The sequence below is a fragment of the Kineococcus sp. DHX-1 genome (assembly GCF_042473625.1).
Classification (GTDB): Bacteria; Actinomycetota; Actinomycetes; order Actinomycetales; family Kineococcaceae; genus Kineococcus.
Window position 1 is genome coordinate 3,741,288 of sequence record NZ_CP170445.1, and the last position, 22,436, is coordinate 3,763,723.

Consider the following 22,436-nt stretch of genomic DNA (forward strand, 5'->3'; position numbering starts at 1 on the left):
CGTGCGAGCCCTGGGGCTCAGGCGACCGAGCCGCCGAAGATGTCGATCGTGCCCTCGCGCAACGTCACGATGGCCCGCTTGGTGTCCTTGCGCTTCCCAGTACCGAACTTGGTGCGCCGGCTCTTGCCCTGGCGGTTCGCGGTGTTGACCGCCGAGACCTTGACGCCGAAGACCTGCTCGACCGCGATCTTGATCTCGGTCTTGTTGGCCCGCGGGTCCACCAGGAACGTGTACTTGCCCTCGTCGATGAGCCCGTAGCTCTTCTCCGAGACGACCGGCGCGAGCAGGATGTCGCGCGGGTCCTTCTGGGTTCCGCCGAGCGCGCTCACAGGGTGCTCCCTTCGGACTCCGCCGCCACCGCGGTCGCGCTGCGACCCTTGCGCGGGCCGGCGACGAAGGCGTCGAGGGCTGCGCGGGTGAAGACGACGTCGTCGCTCTTCAGGACGTCGTAGGTGTTGAGCTGGTCCGCCGGCAGGACGTGCACGTTGTCGAGGTTGCGCAGGGACTTCTGCGAGACCTCGTCGTCGCGGGTCAGCACGACGAGCACGTTCTTGCGGCCGGACAGCGTCGCGATGAGCGTGCGCGCCGTCTTCGTGGAGGGAGCCGCACCGGCGGCCAGGCCCTCGACGACGTGCAGCCGGTCGTGGCGCACCCGGTCGGAGAGAGCACCGCGCAGAGCAGCGGCGATCATCTTCTTGGGGGTGCGCTGGGAGTAGTCACGCGGCTTGGGGCCGTGGACGATGCCACCACCGGTGAACTGCGGGGCGCGCAGCGAACCCTGACGGGCGCGGCCGGTGCCCTTCTGCTTGTACGGCTTCTTGCCGCCACCACGGACCTCGCCACGACGCTTGGTCGAGTGGGTCCCCTGGCGTGCCGCCGCGAGCTGGGCGGTCACCACCTGGTGGATGAGGGCGACGTTCGCCTGACGGGCGAAGTCCTTCGCCGGCAGTTCGACGGTGCCGTTGGTGCCACCGTCAGCCGTCCGCAGCGGGACGGTGACGTTCTCGGTGGCGTGAGTCTCGATCGACATCTGGCTCAGGCCTCCTTCACGCGCGCCTTGGACGCGCTCTTGACGAGCACGAGCCCGCCGCGGGGACCGGGGATCGCGCCCGTGATGAGCAGCAGACCCTTCTCCGCGTCGATGGCCTGCACGGTCAGGTTCTGGGTGGTCTGGCGGGCAGCACCCATGCGCCCGGCCATCCGCATGCCCTTGAACACGCGACCGGGGGTGGCGCAGCCGCCGATGGACCCCGGCTTGCGGTGGTTGCGGTGCGCACCGTGGGAGGCGCCGACGCCGGAGAAGCCGTGACGCTTCATGACACCGGCGAAGCCCTTGCCCTTGGTGGTGCCGACCACGTCGACGGTCGTGCCGGTCTCGAAGACCTCGGCGGTGACCTCCTGACCGAGCTGGTACTCACCAGCGTCGGTCGTGCGCAGCTCCACCAGGTGACGGCGAGGCGCGACGTCCGCCTTCGCGAAGTGACCGGCAGCGGGCTTGTTCGCCTTGCGCTGCGCGATCGCCGTGGTGGCCAGCTGGACGGCTTCGTAGCCGTCGGTGGTAGTGGTGCGGATCTGGGTCACGACGTTCGGCTCGACCTTGACGACGGTCACCGGGACGATGCGGTTGTCCGCGTCCCAGAGCTGCGTCATGCCGAGCTTGGTGCCGAGCACCCCTCGCACTTGCCTGTCGCTCATCGTGTGCAGTCCCTCAGAGCTTGATCTCGATGTCGACCCCAGCCGGGAGGTCGAGTCGCATGAGCGAGTCGACGGTCTTCGGCGTCGGGTCGATGATGTCGATGAGACGCTTGTGCGTCCGCATCTCGAAGTGCTCGCGGCTGTCCTTGTACTTGTGCGGCGAGCGGATGACGCAGTAGACGTTCTTCTCGGTCGGCAGCGGCACAGGCCCTGCGACCGAGGCGCCCGTGCGGGTCACCGTGTCGACGATCTTGCGCGCCGAGCTGTCGATGACCTCGTGGTCGTAGGCCTTGAGCCTGATGCGGATCTTCTGTCCCGCCATGGCGTCGTGTGACTCTCTCTCTTCGTACCGCTACTGACTCGCGCGCGGCGCGGCGCCCCGGCTGGGGCTCCGACCCCCGAGGTCGGGCGTGTCGCGCTCTCGCACGATCTGCACCCGCTCCCGGTTGCCCGGTGTGGTCCTGTCGTCCTGTTCAGGTTGCCCTGGAGGTCCAGGTGAACCGTTCGCCGCCCGTCCGAGACGTTCGACGTTCGCGGTTGCCGGCCGGTGGCCTGGCCCGGTCCCCGGATCGGGTGGAATCGTGATCCAGGCGCGAGCCAGCGGCGCAGCAACCCCGACAGTCTGCCAGACGCAGGCGGCCCTTGGCGAATCGAGCTGCAGTGGACCGGTGCTGGGCGGGCTCGCCCACGACGAAGGGGCGGGTCCAGTGGACCCACCCCTTCGTGTGCAGCGAGCGGTCCGCCGCGGGGTCACTCCCCCGCGACGGGTCGACTCACTTGAGGATCTTCACGACCCGGCCGGCGCCGACGGTGCGGCCACCCTCGCGGATCGCGAACTTCAGGCCCTCTTCCATCGCGATGGGCTGGATGAGGTCGACCTTCATCTCGGTGTTGTCGCCGGGCATGACCATCTCGGTGCCCTCGGGCAGCGAGACGACGCCGGTGACGTCGGTCGTCCGGAAGTAGAACTGCGGACGGTAGTTGTTGTAGAAGGGCGTGTGACGGCCACCCTCGTCCTTGGACAGGATGTAGGCCTGCCCCTCGAACTCGGTGTGGGGGGTGATCGAGTTCGGCTTGGTCACGACCTGGCCGCGCTCGACGTCGTCACGCTTGAGACCACGCAGCAGCAGGGCGGCGTTGTCGCCGGCCTGGCCCGAGTCCAGCATCTTGTTGAACATCTCGATGCTGGTGACGGTGGTCTTCTGCGAGGTCGGCTTGATGCCGACGATCTCGACTTCCTGGTTGACGTTCAGGACGCCACGCTCGATGCGACCGGTCACGACGGTGCCGCGGCCGGTGATCGTGAAGACGTCCTCGATCGGCATGAGGAAGGGCTGGTCGACGGCGCGCTCGGGCTCGGGGATCGCGGTGTCGACCGCGTCCATGAGCTCCATGAGCTTGTCGCCCCACTCGGCGTCGCCCTCGAGGGCCTTGAGCGCCGAGACGCGGACCACGGGGACGTCGTCGCCCGGGAACTCGTACGACGAGAGGAGCTCGCGCACCTCCATCTCGACGAGCTCGAGGAGTTCCTCGTCCTCGACCATGTCGGCCTTGTTCAGCGCGACGACGATGTAGGGGACGCCGACCTGGCGGGCCAGGATGACGTGCTCCTTCGTCTGCGGCATCGGGCCGTCGGTGGCCGCGACCACGAGGATGGCGCCGTCCATCTGCGCCGCACCCGTGATCATGTTCTTGATGTAGTCAGCGTGCCCCGGGCAGTCGACGTGGGCGTAGTGACGCGCCTCGGTCTGGTACTCGACGTGCGCGATCGAGATCGTGATCCCGCGCTGACGCTCTTCGGGGGCCTTGTCGATCTGGTCGAACGCCGAAGCCTTGTTCAGCTCCGGGAACTTGTCGTGCAGCACGCGGGTGATCGCCGCGGTCAACGTCGTCTTCCCGTGGTCGATGTGACCGATCGTGCCGATGTTGACGTGCGGCTTGGTCCGCTCGAACTTCGCCTTCGCCACTGGGGGTCCTCCTCGGACTGTCGTTTCTTCCCGACCCGGTTCAACGGGTGGGTGGGTGACCTGGCTGGTCACTGGCCCACGCGGTGTGGTCCAGGGGTCTTGCCACGGTGGAGCGGTCCGGAGTGGACCGCTCCCCCGTGTGTGTCAGGAGCGGGTCACTCCCCGCGGACCTTCTTCACGATCTCGTCCGCCACGTTCCGCGGAACCTCAGCGTAGTTGGAGAACTGCATCGAGTAGACCGCGCGGCCCTGGGTCTTGGACCGGAGGTCCCCGACGTAGCCGAACATCTCCGAGAGCGGGACGGAGGCCTTGACGAGCTTGGCCCCGCTGACGTCCTCCATGGACTCGATCTGCCCACGGCGGGAGTTCAGGTCGCCGATGACTTCGCCCATGTAGTCGGCGGGCGTGCGCACCTCGACGGCCATGACCGGCTCGAGCAGCACGGGCTGCGCCTTGCGGACAGCTTCGCGCAGGACCATCTTGCCGGCGATCTTGAAGGCCATCTCCGAGGAGTCGACGTCGTGCGCCGCACCGTCGATGAGGGACGCCTTGATGCCGACCAGGGGGTAGCCGGCGACGACACCCTCCTGCATGGCCTCCTGGATCCCGTTGTCCACCGAGGGGATGTACTCGCGCGGGACGCGACCGCCGGTGACGGCGTTCACGAACTCGTAGAACGTGCCGTCGCTCGTGTCCAGCGGCTCGATCGAGACCTGGACCTTCGCGTACTGGCCGGAACCACCGGTCTGCTTCTTGTGCACGTAGTCCTCCTTGAGGACTGCGCGACGGATGGTCTCGCGGTAGGCGACCTGCGGCTTGCCGACGTTCGCCTCGACCTTGTACTCGCGGCGCATGCGGTCCACGAGGATGTCCAGGTGGAGCTCGCCCATCCCCTTGATGATGGTCTGGCCGGTCTCCTGGTCCAGTTCGACCTGGAAGGTCGGGTCCTCCTCGGCCAGGCGCTGGATCGCGGTGCCCAGCTTCTCCTGGTCGCCCTTCGTCTTCGGCTCGATCGCGACCGAGATGACGGGCTCCGGGAAGGTCATCGACTCGAGGACGACCTGCTGCGCCGGGTCGGACAGCGTGTCGCCCGTCGTCGTCTCCTTCAGGCCGATCATCGCGTAGATGTGGCCCGCACGAGCCTCGTCGACCGGGTTCTCCTTGTTCGAGTGCATCTGGAAGAGCTTCCCGATGCGCTCCTTCTTGCCCTTGGTCGAGTTCACGACCTGGGTGCCGGCCGACAGCACGCCCGAGTAGACGCGGACGTACGTCAGCTTGCCGAAGAACGGGTGCGCCGCGACCTTGAACGCCAGGGCCGAGAACGGCTCGGAAGCGTCGGGCTTGCGGATGATCTCCACCGACTCGTCGCCGACCTTGTGGCCGATCATCGGCTTCACGTCGAGCGGCGAGGGCAGGTAGTCGAGGACCGCGTCGAGCATGGGCTGGACGCCCTTGTTCTTGAACGCGGAGCCGCAGAAGATCGGGTAGACCTCGCTGGCGATCGTCAGCTTGCGGACCGCTGCCTTGATCTCCTCGGGCGTGATGTCCTCGCCACCGAGGTACTTCTCGAGGAGGGCCTCGTCCGTCTCGGCGACACGCTCGAGGAGCTTGGTGCGGTACTCCTCGGCCTTCTCCTGGAGGTCGGCCGGGATCTCCTCCTTCTCGTACGCCTCGCCCTTGGCGGTGTCACCGCGCCACGTCAGTGCGCGCATGTACACCAGGTCGATGACGCCCATGAAGTCGCTCTCGGCGCCGATGGGGAGCTGCATCACCAGCGGCTCCGCCCCGAGGCGGTCGATGATCGTGCCGACGGTGAAGTAGAAGTCCGCGCCGAGCTTGTCCATCTTGTTGACGAAGCAGATGCGCGGGACGTCGTACTTGTCTGCCTGCCGCCACACGGTCTCGGACTGGGGCTCGACACCCTCCTTGCCGTCGAAGACGGCGACGGCACCGTCGAGCACGCGCAGGGAGCGCTCGACCTCGACCGTGAAGTCGACGTGGCCGGGCGTGTCGATGATGTTGATCTGGGATCCCTCCCAGAAACAGGTCGTCGCAGCGGAGGTGATGGTGATGCCCCGCTCCTGCTCCTGCTCCATCCAGTCCATCGTGGCCGCGCCGTCGTGGACCTCGCCGATCTTGTAGTTGATCCCCGTGTAGAAGAGGATCCGCTCCGTCGTCGTGGTCTTGCCGGCGTCGATGTGCGCCATGATGCCGATGTTGCGGACCTTGGTCAGGTCCGTCAGCACGTCCTGTGCCACGGTTTACTGCCTCTTCCCTGGGATCGAGGGGGTGGAACGGCGAGCGCTGCTCACCGCTGGGGTCACCAGCGGTAGTGCGCGAAGGCCCGGTTCGACTCGGCCATCTTGTGCGTGTCCTCGCGGCGCTTCACCGCGGCACCGAGGCCGTTCGAGGCGTCGAGGATCTCGTTGAGCAGACGCTCGGTCATCGTCTTCTCGCGGCGCTGCCGGGCGTAGCCGACGAGCCAACGCAGGGCCAGCGTCGTGGAACGGCTCGGGCGCACCTCGATCGGCACCTGGTAGGTCGAGCCACCGACGCGGCGGGACTTGACCTCGATCGCGGGCTTGACGTTGTCGAGCGCGCGCTTCAGCACGACGACGGGGTCGCCACCGGTCTTGTCGCGGGCACCCTCGAGGGCGCCGTACACGATGGACTCGGCGACGGACTTCTTCCCGTCGAGGAGGATCTTGTTGACGAGCTGCGTCACCAGCGGGGACTGGTAGACGGGGTCCACCACGAGGGGACGCTTGGGTGCGGGGCCCTTGCGCGGCATGTCAGCTCTTCTCCTTCTTCGCGCCGTAGCGGCTGCGCGCCTGCTTGCGGTTCTTCACGCCCTGGGTGTCGAGCGACCCGCGGACGATCTTGTAGCGGACACCCGGCAGGTCCTTCACGCGGCCACCGCGCACCAGCACCATCGAGTGCTCCTGCAGGTTGTGGCCCACGCCGGGGATGTAGGCAGTGACCTCGATGCCGCTGGTCAGCTTCACGCGAGCGACCTTGCGCAGCGCCGAGTTCGGCTTCTTCGGCGTCGTGGTGTACACACGCGTGCACACGCCACGGCGCTGCGGGCTGCCCTTGAGGGCGGGCGTCTTGGTCTTGACGACCTTGTCCTCCCGGCCCTTGCGGACCAGCTGCTGGATGGTGGGCACCCTGTCTCCGTCTGTCTCGATCTGGTGGTTCGGCTGTCCTGGGAACGCGCCGCCCGTCATGGGCCGGCGCTCGACCCCCGCCGACCCACGAGGTCGGGCGTGTCGTTCGGTCGAGGTCCCGCAGGAGTGACGTCCTGTCACCTGGTCGCGGGCGCGCTCGTGTCAAGCGGACACGAGACTACCCGCGCTGTTGCTGAGTGGTCAAAACGGGCGCACGCCAGCGGCGACGGCCCGCGGAGGGGCCGCTCCCTCCCCCGGCGACGGGAGAGGGAGCGGCCCGGTCCAGCGTCAGCGGTAGTCGCTGCTGCCGTAGTCGAACTCCTCGAGCGGCACGGCCTGGCCCGAGCCCACGCCGAACTGGGCGTAGTCGACGTCGTCGTAGCCCGGCACCGAGTACATCTGCGCCTTGGCCTCCTCGGTCGGCTCCACCCGGACGTTGCGGTAGCGGGGAAGCCCCGTGCCGGCCGGGATGAGCTTGCCGATGATGACGTTCTCCTTGAGCCCGAGCAGCGGGTCGCTCTTGCCCTCCATGGCCGCGTTCGTCAGGACGCGGGTCGTCTCCTGGAAGGAGGCGGCGGACAGCCACGAGTCGGTCGCGAGCGACGCCTTCGTGATCCCCATGAGCTCCGGGCGACCGGAGGACGGCTGACCGCCCTCGGCCATGACCCGACGGTTCTCCTCCTCGAAGCGCGCGCGCTCGGCGAGCTCACCGGGGAGCAGCTCGGAGTCGTTCTGCTCGATGATCGTGACCCGCTTGAGCATCTGGCGGACGATCACCTCGATGTGCTTGTCGTGGATCGACACGCCCTGGGAGCGGTAGACCTCCTGCACCTCGTCGACCAGGTGCATCTGCACCCGGCGCGGCCCGAGGATGCGCAGCACCTGCTTGGGGTCGACCGCACCCTGGACGAGCTTCTGCCCGACCTCGACGTGCGTCCCGTCCTCGACCAGGAGCCGCTGACGGCGCGTGACGGGGTACTCGACCTCTTCGGCACCGTCGTCGGGGGTGACGACGATCTTGCGACCCTTGTCGGTCTCCTCGATCCGGGCACGGCCCGCGACCTCGGAGATCGGCGCGTTCCCCTTGGGGGTCCGGGCCTCGAACAGCTCGACCACGCGCGGCAGACCGTGCGTGATGTCACCGGACTCCGACGCCGCACCACCGGTGTGGAAGGTGCGCATCGTGAGCTGGGTGCCGGGCTCGCCGATCGACTGGGCCGCGACGATGCCGACGGCCTCACCGATGTCGACGAGCTTGCCCGATGCCAGCGACCGGCCGTAGCAGTGCGCGCAGGTCCCGACGCGCGACTCGCAGGTCAGCACCGAGCGCACCTTGACCGACTCGACGCCCTGGGCGACGAGGGCGTCGATGACGACGTCCCCGAGGTCCGCCCCGGCCGCGAGGACGACCTCGCCGTCCACGACGACGTCCGTCGCCAGCGTGCGGGCGTAGACGCTCGTCTCGACGTCGTCGTGGCGGCGCAGGGTGCCGTCGGCACCCTTCTCCGCGATCGGCATGGCGAGGCCACGGCTGGTGCCGCAGTCCTCCTCACGCACGATGACGTCCTGGGAGACGTCCACGAGACGACGGGTGAGGTACCCGGAGTCGGCGGTCCGCAGCGCGGTGTCCGCCAGCCCCTTGCGGGCGCCGTGCGTGGTGATGAAGAACTCACCCACGGTCAGGCCCTCACGGAAGGAGGCCTTGACCGGACGCGGGATGATCTCGCCCTTCGGGTTGGCCATGAGGCCACGCATCCCGGCGAGCTGACGCATCTGCATCCAGTTGCCTCGCGCACCCGAGCTCACCATGCGGTGGATCGTGTTGTGCTGCGGCATGGCCTGCTCGAGGTCCTTGGCGACGTCGTTCGTGGCCTGCGTCCAGATCTCGATGAGCTCCTGGCGGCGCTCGTCGTCGGTGATCAGACCACGCTCGTACTGCTGCTGGACCTTCTCGGCCTTGGCCTCGTAGGTCTCGAGGATCGCCAGCTTGTTCGGCGGCGCCACGACGTCGGCGATGGACACGGTGGTGCCCGAGCGGGTGGCCCAGCGGAAGCCGGCCTCCTTCAGGGCGTCGAGGGCGGCCGCGACCTGGACCTTGGGGTACTTCTCGGCCAGCTCGTTGACGATCGCGGACAGGTGCTTCTTGTCCACGACCGTGTTCACGTACCGGAAGTCGACGGGCAGCGTCTCGTTGAAGAGCGCGCGGCCCAGCGTGGTGTCGACCGTGAGGTCGTCCCCGGCGTTCCAGTCCTCGGGCAGCGTCCAGCCCTCGGCCGGCACGACGCCCTCCAGGCGGATGCGCACCTTCGCGTTGAGGTGCAGCTGCCGCGCGTCGAAGGCCATGATCGCCTCGGCCAGCGAGGAGAACTGCCGTCCCGCGCCGTCGACGTCGTCCCGGTCGGCGGTCAGGTGGTAGAGCCCGATGATCATGTCCTGGGTGGGCATGGTCACCGGACGGCCGTCCGCCGGCTTGAGGATGTTGTTCGAGGACAGCATGAGGATGCGGGCCTCGGCCTGCGCCTCCGCGCTCAGCGGCACGTGCACGGCCATCTGGTCGCCGTCGAAGTCCGCGTTGAAGGCGGTGCAGACGAGCGGGTGGATCTGGATGGCCTTGCCCTCGACCAGCTGGGGCTCGAAGGCCTGGATGCCGAGGCGGTGCAGGGTGGGCGCGCGGTTGAGCAGCACGGGGTGCTCGGTGATGACCTCGGACAGGACGTCCCAGACCACCGGCCGGGCGCGCTCGACCATGCGCTTGGCCGACTTGATGTTCTGCGCGTGCGACAGGTCCACGAGGCGCTTCATGACGAAGGGCTTGAAGAGCTCCAGGGCCATCTGCTTGGGCAGACCGCACTGGTGCAGCTTCAGCTGCGGGCCGACGACGATGACCGAGCGGCCCGAGTAGTCGACGCGCTTGCCGAGCAGGTTCTGGCGGAACCGGCCCTGCTTGCCCTTGAGCATGTCGGACAGCGACTTCAGCGGGCGGTTGCCCGGACCGGTCACCGGCCGGCCGCGGCGGCCGTTGTCGAACAGCGCGTCGACGGCCTCCTGCAGCATGCGCTTCTCGTTGTTCACGATGATCTCGGGAGCCCCGAGGTCGAGAAGTCGCTTCAACCGGTTGTTGCGGTTGATGACGCGGCGGTACAGGTCGTTCAGGTCGGAGGTCGCGAAGCGGCCACCGTCCAGCTGCACCATCGGGCGCAGGTCCGGCGGGATGACCGGGACGCAGTCCAGGACCATGCCGTCGGGCGAGTTGCGCGTCGTGAGGAACGCCGAGACGACCTTGAGGCGCTTGAGGGCACGCGTCTTGCGCTGGCCCTTGCCCGTCGCGATGGTCTCGCGCAGGGACTCGGCCTCGGCCTCCAGGTCGAAGCTCTGGAGGCGCTTCTGCAGCGCCGCCGCACCCATGCCGCCCTCGAAGTACATGCCGAAGCGCTCACGCATGGCGCGGTAGAGCACCTCGTCACCCTCGAGGTCCTGGACCTTGAGCGTGCGGAAGCGGTCCCAGATCGTCGCCAGGCGGTCGATCTCGGTGTCCGCGCGACGGCGGATCTGCGCCATCTCGCGTTCGGCCGACTCGCGCACCTTGCGGCGCACGTCCGACTTCGCCCCCTCGGCCTCGAGCTCGGCCAGGTCGGCCTCGAGCGTCTTGGCGCGGGCGTCGACGTCGGAGTCGCGACGGTTCTCGACCTCGCGCTTCTCGACCTCGATCTGGGCCTCGAGCGAGGAGAAGTCGCGCTGGCGACCCTCGTCGTCGACCGAGGTGATCATGTAGGCCGCGAAGTAGATGACCTTCTCGAGGTCCTTCGGAGCCAGGTCGAGCAGGTAGCCCAGCCGGCTGGGGACACCCTTGAAGTACCAGATGTGCGTGACCGGGGCGGCGAGCTCGATGTGCCCCATGCGCTCACGACGGACCTTGGCCCGCGTGACCTCGACACCGCAGCGCTCGCAGATGATGCCCTTGAAGCGGACGCGCTTGTACTTGCCGCAGTAGCACTCCCAGTCCCGGGTGGGGCCGAAGATCTTCTCGCAGAAGAGCCCGTCCTTCTCCGGCTTCAGGGTGCGGTAGTTGATGGTTTCCGGCTTCTTGACCTCACCGTGCGACCACGTGCGGATGTCCTCCGCAGTGGCCAGCCCGATGCGCAGCTCGTCGAAGAAGTTGACGTCGAGCAACGTGATCTTCTTTCTCTAGGTTCTTCCGAGGTCTGACTGATCCGAGGAACCCCTGGTGAGGGGCTCCGTTGTCCGGCCGGAGGCGGGTGGGGGCTCTCCCCCACCCGCTCCTCCGTCAGACCTCTTCGACGCTGCTGGGCTCGCGCCGCGCCAGGTCGATGCCCAGCTCCTCGGCCGCCCGGAAGACGTCCTCGTCGCTGTCGCGCATCTCGATCGCCATGCCGTCCGAGGAGAGGACCTCCACGTTCAGGCAGAGCGACTGCATCTCCTTGATGAGCACCTTGAAGGACTCGGGGATGCCCGGCTCGGGGATGTTCTCGCCCTTGACGATGGCCTCGTAGACCTTCACGCGGCCGAGGACGTCGTCGGACTTGATCGTGAGCAGCTCCTGCAGGGCGTAGGCGGCGCCGTAGGCCTCCAGGGCCCAGACCTCCATCTCGCCGAACCGCTGACCACCGAACTGCGCCTTACCACCCAGCGGCTGCTGCGTGATCATCGAGTACGGACCGGTCGAACGGGCGTGGATCTTGTCGTCGACCAGGTGGTGCAGCTTCAGGATGTACATGTAGCCGACCGCGACCGGGTCCGGGAACGGCTCGCCGGAGCGGCCGTCGAACAGCCGCGCCTTGCCGTCGCCCTGGACGAGGCGGTCGCCGTCGCGCGTCTTCAGCGTGGAGCTCAGCAGACCGGTGATCTCCTCCTCGCGGGCACCGTCGAAGACGGGCGTCGCGATGCGGGACCCCGCCGGGGCGGACCGGATCTCCTCGGGGATGAGCTTCGCCCAGTCCGGCTGGCCCTCGATCTCCCAGCCGCGGCTGGCGATCCAGCCCAGGTGCAGCTCCAGGACCTGACCGACGTTCATCCGGCTCGGCACGCCGAGCGGGTTGAGGATCACGTCGACCGGCGTGCCGTCCTCGAGGAACGGCATGTCCTCGACGGGCAGGATCTTGGAGATGACGCCCTTGTTGCCGTGGCGGCCGGCGAGCTTGTCACCATCGGTGATCTTGCGCTTGTTGGCCACGTAGACGCGCACCAGCTGGTTCACGCCCGGGGGCAGCTCGTCGCCCTCGTCGCGGTCGAAGACCTTGACGCCGATGACCGTGCCGGTCTCGCCGTGGGGCACCTTGAGCGACGTGTCGCGGACCTCGCGGGCCTTCTCACCGAAGATGGCGCGCAGCAGGCGCTCCTCCGGGGTCAGCTCGGTCTCGCCCTTGGGCGTGACCTTGCCGACGAGCAGGTCGCCGTCACGGACCTCGGCACCGATGCGGATGATCCCGCGCTCGTCGAGGTCGGCCAGCACCTCCTCGGCCACGTTCGGGATGTCCCGCGTGATCTCCTCGGGGCCCAGCTTGGTGTCGCGGGCGTCGACCTCGTGCTCCTCGATGTGGATCGAGGAGAGGACGTCGTCCTGCACGAGGCGCTGCGACAGGATGATCGCGTCCTCGTAGTTGTGGCCCTCCCACGGCATGAACGCGACCATCAGGTTGCGGCCCAGGGCCATCTCGCCACCGTCGGTGGAGGGACCGTCGGCGAGGACGGTGCCGACCTCGACACGCGCGCCCTCGTCGATGACGACCTGCTGGTTGTACGCGGTGCCGTGGTTGGAGCGACGGAACTTCGCGACCTTGTAGGAGGTCGTGGAGCCGTCGTCGTTCGACACCGTGACGAGGTCGGCGGACACCTCGGTGGCGACACCGGCCTTGCTCGCGACGACGACGTCACCGGCGTCGACGGCGGCACGGAACTCCATGCCCGTCCCGATGAGCGGCGCCTCTGTCTTCACCAGGGGGACGGCCTGACGCTGCATGTTCGCGCCCATGAGCGCGCGGTTCGCGTCGTCGTGCTCGAGGAACGGGATCATCGCGGTCGCGACGGAGACCATCTGGCGGGCGGCGACGTCCATGTAGTCGACGTCGGAGTTCGGGACGAACTCCGTCTCACCACCCTTGGCGCGCACCAGGACGCGGGCCTCGGCGAAGGAGCCGTCCGGGTTCAGCGGCGCGTTCGCCTGGGCGATGACGAAGGAGTCCTCCTCGTCCGCCGTCAGGTAGTCGACGTCGTCGGAGACCTTGCCGTCGACGATCTTGCGGTACGGCGTCTCGATGAAGCCGAACGGGTTGATGCGCCCGTAGGAGGACAGCGAGCCGATCAGACCGATGTTCGGACCCTCGGGGGTCTCGATCGGGCACATGCGGCCGTAGTGCGACGGGTGGACGTCGCGGACCTCCATGCCGGCGCGCTCACGCGACAGACCGCCCGGCCCCAGCGCCGACAGGCGGCGCTTGTGGGTCAGACCCGCGAGCGGGTTGGTCTGGTCCATGAACTGCGACAGCTGGCTCGTCCCGAAGAACTCCTTGATGGAGGCCACGACGGGACGGATGTTGATGAGCGTCTGCGGCGTGATGGCCTCGACGTCCTGCGTCGTCATGCGCTCGCGCACGACGCGCTCCATCCGGGACAGGCCGGTGCGGACCTGGTTCTGGATGAGCTCGCCGACGCTGCGCAGGCGGCGGTTGCCGAAGTGGTCGATGTCGTCGACCTCGACGCGGGTCTCGACGGGCTGACCGTTCTTGACGCCCGGCATCGAGACCTCGCCGGCGTGCAGCTTCACCAGGTACTTGATGGTGCGCACGATGTCGTCCACCGACAGGACGCTGTCGGACAGCGGCTCCTCGGTGCCGAGCTTCTTGTTCACCTTGTAGCGACCGACCTTGGCGAGGTCGTAGCGCTTGGGGTTGAAGTACAGGTTGTCGAGCAGGTTGCGCGCGGCCTCCTGCGTCGGCGGTTCGCCCGGGCGCAGCTTGCGGTAGATGTCCAGCAGCGCGTCCTCGACACCGGCGGTGTGGTCCTTCTCCAGCGTGGAGATCATCGACTCGTAGTCGGCGAACTCCTCGCGGATCTGGGACTCGCTCCAGCCCAGGGCCTTCATGAGGACCGTGACGGACTGCTTGCGCTTGCGGTCGACGCGGACGCCGACGGTGTCGCGCTTGTCGATCTCGAACTCGAGCCAGGCACCGCGCGAGGGGATGATCTTCGCGGTCCAGGTGTCGCGGTCGGACGTCTTGTCCGGGACGCGCTCGAAGTAGATGCCGGGCGAGCGGACGAGCTGCGAGACGACCACGCGCTCGGTGCCGTTGATGACGAAGGTGCCCCGGTCGGTCATGAGCGGGAAGTCACCCATGAAGACCGTCTGGGACTTGATCTCACCGGTGTTGCCGTTGATGAACTCCGCCGTGACGAACAGCGGGGCGGCGTAGGTGAGGTCGCGCTCCTTGCAGTCGTCGAGCGAGTACTTCGGCGGCTCGAACCGGTGGTCGCGGAACGACAGCGACATGGAGCCGGAGAAGTCCTCGATCGGGGAGATCTCCTCGAAGATCTCCTCCAGACCGGAGGTCGTCGGGACGGCGAGCCCACCGTTGGTGGACGCCTCCACCCGGTCCTGCCAGCGCTTGTTGCCGAGCAGCCAGTCGAAGCTGTCGGTCTGCAGCGCCAGGAGGTCGGGGACCTCAAGCGGTTCGTGGATCTTGCCGAAGGAGTACCGTCCGGAGACGGTGCGCGGCGACTGGTTGCCGACGACGAGGGTGCCGGTGCTGTTCGGTGCGGACGCTGGACGCGAGGCAGCCAAGAGGGGTCCTTCCACGGGCCTGCGAACGTTGCGCGCTCCCCGCCCCACTCGGTCGTTCCCACGGCGACGACCGGCCATATGACTTTGGGCAGCGCAAAACAGCAGCATAGCGTGCACACGCGCGCAAGTCCAACCCCGGCCCACGACGAACCCGGGCCGGACCCCCCGGGGCAACCCACGACGACGGTGTCGGTGCGGTACCAGGGTCAGGGACGACCGGTGATGAGGATGCTCCGCCGCGAGTGCCGCGTCAAGGCGACTCCCCGGGCTGTGGACGGCGCGCCCGCCCGATGATCGGCGGAGAAACGCACAGGGGCGGCCGGACGAGTCGTCCGGCCGCCCCTGCGGCGTGGTGCGCCCCGGTCAGGCCGGGGCGTGCATCACTTGAGCTCGACGGTGGCGCCGGCGCCCTCGAGCTGCGCCTTCGCCTTCTCGGCGGTCTCCTTGTTGACCTTCTCGAGGACGGGCTTGGGGGCGCCGTCGACGAGGTCCTTGGCCTCCTTGAGGCCGAGGGAGGTCAGCGCGCGGACCTCCTTGATGACGCCGATCTTCTTGTCACCGGCGGCGGCGAGGATGACGTCGAACTCGTCCTTCTCCTCCTCGGCCTCGGCAGCAGCGGCGCCGCCGCCACCGCCCGGGCCCGCGATCGCCACGGGGGCGGCGGCGGTGACGTCGAAGGTCTCCTCGAACTGCTTCACGAACTCGGAGAGCTCGATGAGCGTGAGCTCCTTGAACGCGTCGATGAGCTCTTCGGTGCTGAGCTTCGCCATGGTGGCGGTCCTTCCTGTGCTGGGGTGATCCGCAGGTGTGCGCCTGCGGGCGGGTGGTGTGGTCGAGCTCGTCGGTCGCCTGGATCAGGCGGCTTCGGAACCGGCCTGCTTCTCCCGCAACGCTTCCACGGTGCGGACGGTCTTCGACAGCGGCGCCTGGAACAGCGCAGCGGCCTTGGACTGGGACGCCTTGAGGACACCGGCGACCTTGGCCAGGAGGACCTCACGGCTCTCCAGGTCGGCCAGGGCCGTGACCTCAGCGGCGCTGATGGCGCGACCGTCGAGCATGCCGCTCTTGACGATCAGCTGGGGGTTGGCCTTCGCGAAGTCACGCAGACCCTTGGCCGCCTCCACCGGGTCACCGGTGATGAAGGCGATCGCGGAGGGGCCGGACAGCTGCCCCTCGAAAGCCGTGACGCCGGCTTCCTTCGCAGCGATGCTGGTCAGCGTGTTCTTGAGGACCGCGTAGGTCGTGTCAGGACCCAGCGCCCGGCGCAGGTTGGTGATCTGCGCGACGGACAACCCCCGGTACTCGGTGAGCACGGCGGCGTTGGACGCCTCGAACAGGGCCGTGAGCTGCTTCACGGCCGCGATGTTCCTGGGCTTCGGCACGGGTGCCCTCCTTCCTTCGTCTCGGGGGAGCCGGTCGGGCCCTGGACGCACGAAACGCCCCGGCGCAGGCGCGGCACGGGGCGTCGAAGGTCGGAACTCTCGAAGCTCTTGCTCACCTGCGCAGGTCGCCCGTGTGCACGGGGCCTTCGGCCGCTTCCCGGAGGAGCGGCGACCGGCGGTCTTCGGTACGGGACCAGCCTACACGTCGTGACGGGGTGGTCCCGACCACGCGGGTGTCCCCTGTCCGCGCCGGGAACGCCGCAGGGGCGGGACCCCGGGTGGGATCCCGCCCCTGCGGACGGAGCTGACGCCTGGTGTCAGGCGCTGGTGGCCTCGCCCGTCAGGTTGCGGGTGAGGGCCGGGTCCACGGGGATGCCGGGGCCCATCGTGGTGGTGATGGTGGCCTTGCGCAGGTAGCGGCCCTTGGAGGAGGACGGCTTGAGGCGCAGCACCTCGTCGAGCGCAGCGGAGTAGTTCTCGACGAGCTGGGAGTCGTCGAAGGACGCCTTGCCGATGATGAAGTGCAGGTTGGCGTGCTTGTCGGTGCGGAACTCGATCTTCCCGCCCTTGATCTCCGTGACGGCCTTGGCGACGTCCATGGTCACGGTGCCGGTCTTCGGGTTCGGCATGAGGCCACGGGGGCCCAGCACCTTGCCCAGACGGCCGACCTTGCCCATGAGGTCCGGCGTCGCGACGGCGGCGTCGAAGTCGAGGCGGCCCTTGGCCACCTCGTCGATGAGCTCGTCGCCACCGACGATGTCAGCGCCGGCGGCCTCGGCCTGGGCGGCGCGGTCACCGACGGCGAAGACCAGCACGCGGGCGGTCTTGCCGGTGCCGTGCGGCAGGTTGACGGTGCCGCGGACCATCTGGTCGGCCTTGCGCGGGTCCACACCGAGGCGGAACGCGACCTCGACGGTCGCGTCGTACTTCACGGTCGAGGTCTCGCGCGCCAGCTTCACGGCGTCGAGGGGGGCGTAGAGCTCGTCGCCGTCGATCTTCTCGACGGCGGCGCGGTAGGCCTTGCTGCGCTTCACTGCTGCTCCTTCGTTGCGGGGAGTCGTGGTCGGACGGGCCGCGCGGGCCCTGCCACTGGGACCGGCCGAGCGGGTGCTCAGTCGGAGACGGTGATGCCCATGGAGCGGGCGGTGCCGGCGATGATGCGCGCGGCCATGTCCACGTCCTTGGCGTTGAGGTCCTGGAGCTTCTGCTCCGCGATCTCGCGCACCTGGGCCTGGGTGAGGTTGGCGACCTTCTTCACGTGCGGCTCGCCCGACCCCTTGTCGACGCCGGCAGCCTTCTTGATCAGCTCGGCGGCGGGCGGGGTCTTCGTGATGAAGGTGAACGAGCGGTCCTCGTAGACCGTGATCTCGACCGGGATGACGTTGCCGCGCTGGGCCTCGGTCTGGGCGTTGTACGCCTTGCAGAACTCCATGATGTTCACGCCGTGCTGACCGAGCGCGGGGCCGATCGGCGGGGCCGGGGTCGCCTGGCCGGCCTTGATCTGGAGCTTGATGAGCCCGGCGACCTTCTTCTTGGGGGGCATGAGCGATCCCTTCCTCGGATGCGTGAACGGCCCTTCGGTGCCCGCGGATCGGGCGACGAGTGGTTGGAGGCCGTGGTCCAGTCTACGACGCCCGGGCGCGGGCTCCCGACACGGAGACGACGGGAGGCCCGGCCGGGGAACGGACGAACCCCCTGACCCGGTGCGGGGCAGGGGGTTCGCTCGGAACGAGGTGGATCAGATCTTGGCGACCTGGTTGAAGTTGAGCTCGACGGGCGTCTCGCGGCCGAAGATCGAGACCAGCACGGTGAGCTTCTGCCGGTCGGCGGAGATCTCCGAGATGGTCGCCGGGAGGGTCTCGAAGGGACCCTCCATGACCGTGACCGACTCGCCGACCTCGAAGTCGACGACCTTGGTCGCCGTCGCCGTGGCGGTACCGCCACCGCTGGACGCCTTCTCCCCCGCCTGCGGCTTGGGGGCGATGGTCGGGGCCAGCATCGAGAAGATCTCGTCCTGCGACAGCGGCACTGGCTGGTGGGTGTTGCCGACGAAGCCGGTGACACCCGGGGTGTGCCGCACGGCGCCCCACGACTCGTCCGTCAGGTCCATGCGCACGAGGACGTAGCCGGGGATGCGCACGCGGCGGACGTTCTTGCGCTGGCCGTTCTTGACCTCGACGACCTCCTCCATGGGCACCTCGACCTGGAAGATGTAGTCCTCCATGTTGAGGGACGTCATGCGCGTCTCGAGGTTCGTCTTCACGCGGTTCTCGTAGCCGGCGTAGGAGTGGATGACGAACCACTCACCGGGCATGCGCCGCAGCTTCTTGCGGAACTCCGCGGCCTCGTCGACCTCGCCCTCGCCCGCGTCGAGCGCCTCGCCGGCGTCCTGCGCCGGCTCGCCCTCGGGCTGGTCGTCCCCGGGCGCCTCGTGCTCGGCCAGGACGTCGTCCGCCTCGGTGCTCAGGTCGCCCGTCTCGGCGCCGTCGAGCTCGGCCTCGGGCGCGCCCAGGGTGTCGCCCACGGGGGCGTCAGGGGTGTCAGCGGCCTGCTCGTCGTCGGCCTCCACGTCCGCCTCGACGTCGTCGCGGACGTCCTCGGCGTCGTAGGACTGGGTCGCGTCGAACGACTCGTCCGACCGGTCGTCGTCCGAGGGACGACCCCACTGCTCCGACACGTGCTGACCTGCTTCCTTCGGGGTACGGGACTCACGCGCCCCAGGCGGGGACGCGCCGACGCTCGTCAGGACCCGAACACCAGCAGGATGAGCTTGCCGATGCCGTAGTCCAGCAAGGAGACGAAGAGCATCATCACCACGACGAAGACGAGGACGACGCCGGTGTAGCTGAGCAGGTCGCGGCGGCTCGGCCAGACGACCTTGCGCAGCTCCTCGACGACCTGCCGCAGGAACAGGAGCAGGCCGGTGCGCCGCTTGGACTCACCGGGCTCGGTGACGGCCTTCGTCGTCTGGCTCACGTCGGCTGCCCCGCTCCTGTGCTCGCCTCCTGGGAACGTGGGCCGGGAGACCGGCCCACGGGTGGTGCTCGCAGGGCAGGAGGGACTCGAACCCACAACCGCCGGTTTTGGAGACCGGTGCGCTACCAATTGCGCCACTGCCCTTCGCGGATCGCCCGCCGTGAGGCGCGCTCCACCGCAGCGGTACGGGGACCGCCGCGACCACCATAGGTGACGGCAGCCCCGGGAGTCGAACCGTCCCCTCCGCGGGGTGGAAGGATGACCCGCGTGACCGCGCAGACGAGTCCCCAGCCCACCGCTCCCGAGCAGGCCCGGACCCGGGTCTCGGCCCGCGTCGGCGGCATCGCCGAGTCCGCGACCCTCGCGGTGGACGCGAAGGCGAAGGCGCTCAAGGCCGCCGGCCGCCCGGTCATCGGCTTCGGCGCCGGCGAGCCGGACTTCCCCACGCCGCAGGCGATCGTCGACGCGGCCGTGGCGGCCTGCCAGGACCCCGCCAACCACCGCTACACGCCCGCCGGCGGGCTGCCGGTGCTCAAGGAGGCCATCGCGGCGAAGACGCTGCGGGACTCCGGGTACGACGTCTCCCCCGGCCAGGTGCTGGTGACCAACGGCGGCAAGCAGGCCGTCTACGAGGCGTTCGCGGCGATCCTCGACCCGGGCGACGAGCTGCTGCTGCCTGCGCCGTACTGGACGACCTACCCCGAGGCCGCCCGGCTGGCCGGCGGCGTGGCCGTGGAGGTGTTCGCCGGGCTCGAGGCCGGCTACAAGGTCACCGTCGAGCAGCTCGAGGCCGCTCGCACCCCGCGCACCAAGGCCCTGCTGTTCAACTCCCCCTCGAACCCGACGGGCGCGGTCTACACGCCCGAGGAGGTCCGGGCCATCGGGCACTGGGCGCTCGAGCACGGGGTCTGGGTCGTCACCGACGAGATCTACGAGCACCTCGTCTACGACGGCGTGCGCGCCGCGTCGATGCCCGTCGAGGTCCCCGAGCTCGCCGGGACGACCATCGTCCTCAACGGCGTGGCCAAGACGTACGCCATGACGGGCTGGCGGGTGGGCTGGATGATCGCGCCCGCCGACGTCGTCAAGGCCGCCGGGAACCTGCAGTCCCACCTGTCCTCGAACGTCGCCAACGTCTCCCAGCGCGCGGCCGTGCAGGCCCTGACGGGCGACCTGACGGCCGTCGCCCAGATGCGCGAGGCCTTCGACCGCCGCCGCCGCACGATGGTCTCGATGCTCGACGCGATCGACGGCGTGGACTGCCCGCTCCCGCAGGGCGCCTTCTACGCCTACCCCAGCGTCGAGGGGCTCATCGGGAAGTCGTTGCGGGGCCACGAGATCACGTCGTCCGCACGGCTGGCCGAGCTCGTCCTCACCGAGGCCGAGGTCGCGGTCGTCCCCGGCGAGGCGTTCGGGCCCAGCGGGTTCCTGCGCCTGTCCTACGCCCTGGCCGACGCCGACCTGGTCGCAGGGGTCGAGCGGATCCAGCGGCTGCTGGCCGAGGTCCGCTGAGGCCGACGTCGACCAGCCGAGGGGGGGCGGGCGGGAGCATGGGGACCGTGCCGACACCCCGTGAGCGCTGGTCGACGGCGGGCCCGCAGAGCGCGGGGTCGTGGTGGGTGCGCAGCGTGCCGGGGTGGCACGGCGCCTTCGGGCTGTTCGTCGCGATCGCGGCCGTGGTCCTCCTCGCCTCGCGCGACCCCGACCGGGGGGCGGCGGGGCTGGCCGTCGGGCTCGTCACGGTCGCCTACGCGGCCCTGGCCGTGCCCGGCGCCCGCCGACGGGACTGGCGGGCCCGGGCGTACCTGGCCGTCGCGGTCCTCGGCTTCGGTGCGGCCTACGCGGCGGACCCGCAGCTGAGCTTCCTGCTGTTCATCGCCTTCCCGCAGACGTGGTTCCTCACCGACACCCGGCGCGAGGGCGTGGTGTGGACGGTGGCGACCGCGGCGGCCGGGCTCGTCGGCATGTCCGCCGGCTACGGGCCCACAGCCGCGACGATGGACATCGCCGTCTCGATGCTCGTCTCCGTGGGGTTCACCTGCGTCCTCGGCGTCTGGATCTCCTTCGTCGTCGAGCAGAGCGCGGAGCGGGCCCAGCTCATCGCCGAGCTGGAGGACACCCGCGCGGAACTGGCTGCGGCGCACCACGAGGCGGGCGTCGCGGCGGAGCGCTCGCGGATGGCCGCGGACATCCACGACACCCTCGCGCAGGGCTTCACCGGCATCGTCCTGCTCGCCCAGTCCGCCGCCGCGGTCGCCCGTGAGGAGCCGACGCGACGCGCGCTGGGCCTCATCGAGGGGGCCGCGCGGTCGGGGCTGGCCGAAGCGCGCACCCTCGTCGCGGCCATGAGCCCGGTGGGCCTGGAGGACGCCGGCACGCTGGGCGAGGCGCTGCGGCGGCTGGCCGAGCGCGTCTCGCGGGAGAGCGGCGTGCGCGTCGACGTCGTGGTGTCGGGCCGGGACCCGGTGACCCTGCCCAAGGCCCAGCAGGTCGTGCTGCTGCGGGCGGCGCAGGAGGCACTGGCCAACGTCCGCAAGCACGCCGGGGCGGGCAGGGCGCAGGTGGTGCTGTCCAGCGAGGACGGGACGGCGTCGCTGGAGGTCCGGGACGACGGCGTGGGGCTGGCCGTCGCCGACCTGACCGGCGGCACCGGGTTCGGGCTGGCCGGCATGCGGCGGCGCGTCGAGGAGGCCGGGGGCGTCCTGGAGGTGGCCGGGGAGCCGGGGGTCGGCACCCGGGTGCGGATCGCCCTCCCCACGTCCCCGACCGACACCGCCGACCTGGTCGGCGGGGGTGCCGGGTGATCCGCGTCCTCGTGGTGGACGACCACCCGGTCGTCCGGGGCGGCATCGAGGCGCTGCTGGGCACGGCCGGGGACCTGCAGGTCGTCGGGAGCGCCGGCGACGGGCTGGAGGCGCTCGGGCTGGTGGCGTCGCTGCAGCCCGACGTCGTCCTCATGGACCTGCGCATGCCCGGACTGGACGGCGCGAGCGCCACGGAGCGGATCCGGCGCGAGCACCCCGCCGTGCACGTCCTCGTGCTGACGACGTACGAGACGGACGCCGACATCGTGCGGGCCGTCGAGGCGGGCGCGACGGGCTACCTGCTCAAGGACACCCCGCTCACCGAGCTGGCCGAGGCCGTGCGGGCGGCGGCCCGGGGCGAGACCGTCCTGGCGCCTCCGGTCGCGGCGCGCCTCATGGCCCGGCTGCGCGCCCCCGCGCAGGAGACGCTGACGCCGCGCGAGCTCGAGGTCCTGGGCGCCGTCGCCCGCGGCGCGACGAACGCCGAGATCGGCCGGGAGCTGTTCATCGGGGAGGCGACGGTCAAGACGCACCTGCTGCGCGCGTTCGCCAAGCTCGGCGTGGACGACCGGACGCACGCGGTGACCGTGGCGTTCCAGCGGGGGCTGCTCCCGCCCCCCGCGTGACGGCACCCCACCGCACGACGACGG

At 69.5% G+C, this 22,436-nt stretch carries 19 protein-coding genes and 1 tRNA gene; 3 read left to right on the top strand and 17 right to left on the bottom strand.

The window, feature by feature from the left end; translation table 11 throughout:
• Positions 1 to 17 precede the first annotated feature (17 nt).
• The 17 genes from rplW to ACFEMC_RS18005 form a co-directional block, all read right to left on the bottom strand.
• Positions 18 to 329: a 50S ribosomal protein L23 gene (gene rplW, locus ACFEMC_RS17925; RefSeq protein ID WP_380170886.1), complete on the bottom strand. Its 312-nt coding sequence runs from the start codon at positions 327 to 329 to the stop codon at positions 18 to 20.
• Positions 326 to 1,030: a 50S ribosomal protein L4 gene (gene rplD, locus ACFEMC_RS17930; protein ID WP_380170887.1), complete on the bottom strand. Its 705-nt coding sequence runs from the start codon at positions 1,028 to 1,030 to the stop codon at positions 326 to 328. Before rplD ends, rplW begins: the two co-directional genes overlap by 4 nt.
• Positions 1,031 to 1,035: 5 nt before the next feature.
• A complete protein-coding gene (rplC, locus tag ACFEMC_RS17935) occupies positions 1,036 to 1,695 on the bottom strand; it encodes a 50S ribosomal protein L3 (protein ID WP_380170888.1) in 660 nt (219 codons plus the stop codon).
• A 13-nt stretch (positions 1,696 to 1,708) separates the two neighbouring features.
• Positions 1,709 to 2,017, bottom strand: a complete 309-nt coding sequence (rpsJ, locus tag ACFEMC_RS17940) for a 30S ribosomal protein S10 (protein ID WP_012084982.1) — start codon at positions 2,015 to 2,017, stop codon at positions 1,709 to 1,711.
• 451 nt (positions 2,018 to 2,468) lie between these two features.
• The gene (gene tuf, locus ACFEMC_RS17945; RefSeq protein ID WP_380170889.1) at positions 2,469 to 3,662 is read right to left on the bottom strand and encodes an elongation factor Tu; all 1,194 of its coding nucleotides are present in this window, start codon (positions 3,660 to 3,662) and stop codon (positions 2,469 to 2,471) included.
• Positions 3,663 to 3,817: 155 nt separating this feature from the next.
• Positions 3,818 to 5,920: an elongation factor G gene (fusA, locus tag ACFEMC_RS17950; RefSeq protein ID WP_380170890.1), complete on the bottom strand. Its 2,103-nt coding sequence runs from the start codon at positions 5,918 to 5,920 to the stop codon at positions 3,818 to 3,820.
• Positions 5,921 to 5,982: 62 nt separating this feature from the next.
• Positions 5,983 to 6,453: a 30S ribosomal protein S7 gene (rpsG, locus tag ACFEMC_RS17955; RefSeq protein WP_106209636.1), complete on the bottom strand. Its 471-nt coding sequence runs from the start codon at positions 6,451 to 6,453 to the stop codon at positions 5,983 to 5,985.
• 1 nt (position 6,454) lies between these two features.
• Positions 6,455 to 6,829, bottom strand: a complete 375-nt coding sequence (gene rpsL, locus ACFEMC_RS17960; RefSeq protein ID WP_012084987.1) for a 30S ribosomal protein S12 — start codon at positions 6,827 to 6,829, stop codon at positions 6,455 to 6,457.
• Positions 6,830 to 7,117: 288 nt separating this feature from the next.
• Positions 7,118 to 10,999: a DNA-directed RNA polymerase subunit beta' gene (locus ACFEMC_RS17965; protein ID WP_380170891.1), complete on the bottom strand. Its 3,882-nt coding sequence runs from the start codon at positions 10,997 to 10,999 to the stop codon at positions 7,118 to 7,120.
• Between the two features lie 115 nt (positions 11,000 to 11,114).
• Positions 11,115 to 14,624 carry a DNA-directed RNA polymerase subunit beta gene (rpoB, locus tag ACFEMC_RS17970; RefSeq protein ID WP_380170892.1) on the bottom strand — a complete coding sequence of 1,170 codons (3,510 nt, stop codon included), beginning with the start codon at positions 14,622 to 14,624 and terminating at the stop codon, positions 11,115 to 11,117.
• 380 nt (positions 14,625 to 15,004) lie between these two features.
• Complete coding sequence (gene rplL, locus ACFEMC_RS17975; protein WP_367636823.1) at positions 15,005 to 15,394, bottom strand: 50S ribosomal protein L7/L12; 390 nt, start codon at positions 15,392 to 15,394, stop codon at positions 15,005 to 15,007.
• Between the two features lie 84 nt (positions 15,395 to 15,478).
• Entirely contained in the window at positions 15,479 to 16,006 is a 528-nt protein-coding gene (rplJ, locus tag ACFEMC_RS17980; RefSeq protein WP_367636822.1) for a 50S ribosomal protein L10, read from the bottom strand.
• Between the two features lie 317 nt (positions 16,007 to 16,323).
• Positions 16,324 to 17,040: a 50S ribosomal protein L1 gene (gene rplA, locus ACFEMC_RS17985; RefSeq protein ID WP_380170893.1), complete on the bottom strand. Its 717-nt coding sequence runs from the start codon at positions 17,038 to 17,040 to the stop codon at positions 16,324 to 16,326.
• A 77-nt stretch (positions 17,041 to 17,117) separates the two neighbouring features.
• Positions 17,118 to 17,549 carry a 50S ribosomal protein L11 gene (gene rplK / locus ACFEMC_RS17990; RefSeq protein ID WP_367636821.1) on the bottom strand — a complete coding sequence of 144 codons (432 nt, stop codon included), beginning with the start codon at positions 17,547 to 17,549 and terminating at the stop codon, positions 17,118 to 17,120.
• Positions 17,550 to 17,744: 195 nt separating this feature from the next.
• Positions 17,745 to 18,683 (bottom strand): transcription termination/antitermination protein NusG, encoded by a 939-nt coding sequence (gene nusG, locus ACFEMC_RS17995; RefSeq protein WP_380170894.1) that lies wholly within the window; start codon positions 18,681 to 18,683, stop codon positions 17,745 to 17,747.
• A 65-nt stretch (positions 18,684 to 18,748) separates the two neighbouring features.
• A complete protein-coding gene (gene secE / locus ACFEMC_RS18000) occupies positions 18,749 to 18,982 on the bottom strand; it encodes a preprotein translocase subunit SecE (RefSeq protein WP_367636818.1) in 234 nt (77 codons plus the stop codon).
• Between the two features lie 71 nt (positions 18,983 to 19,053).
• A tRNA-Trp gene (locus tag ACFEMC_RS18005) sits at positions 19,054 to 19,126 on the bottom strand.
• 114 nt (positions 19,127 to 19,240) lie between these two features.
• Here ACFEMC_RS18005 and ACFEMC_RS18010 point away from each other — a divergent pair.
• The 3 genes from ACFEMC_RS18010 to ACFEMC_RS18020 are packed head-to-tail and all read left to right on the top strand — an operon-like array spanning position 19,241 to position 22,412.
• Positions 19,241 to 20,494, top strand: coding sequence for a pyridoxal phosphate-dependent aminotransferase (locus ACFEMC_RS18010; protein WP_380170895.1), 1,254 nt, complete (start codon positions 19,241 to 19,243; stop codon positions 20,492 to 20,494).
• A gap of 47 nt (positions 20,495 to 20,541) precedes the next feature.
• Positions 20,542 to 21,786, top strand: a complete 1,245-nt coding sequence (locus ACFEMC_RS18015; RefSeq protein ID WP_380170896.1) for a sensor histidine kinase — start codon at positions 20,542 to 20,544, stop codon at positions 21,784 to 21,786.
• Entirely contained in the window at positions 21,783 to 22,412 is a 630-nt protein-coding gene (locus ACFEMC_RS18020; RefSeq protein WP_380170897.1) for a response regulator, read from the top strand. The genes ACFEMC_RS18015 and ACFEMC_RS18020 overlap by 4 nt, the downstream gene beginning before the upstream one ends.
• Positions 22,413 to 22,436: the final 24 nt, after the last annotated feature.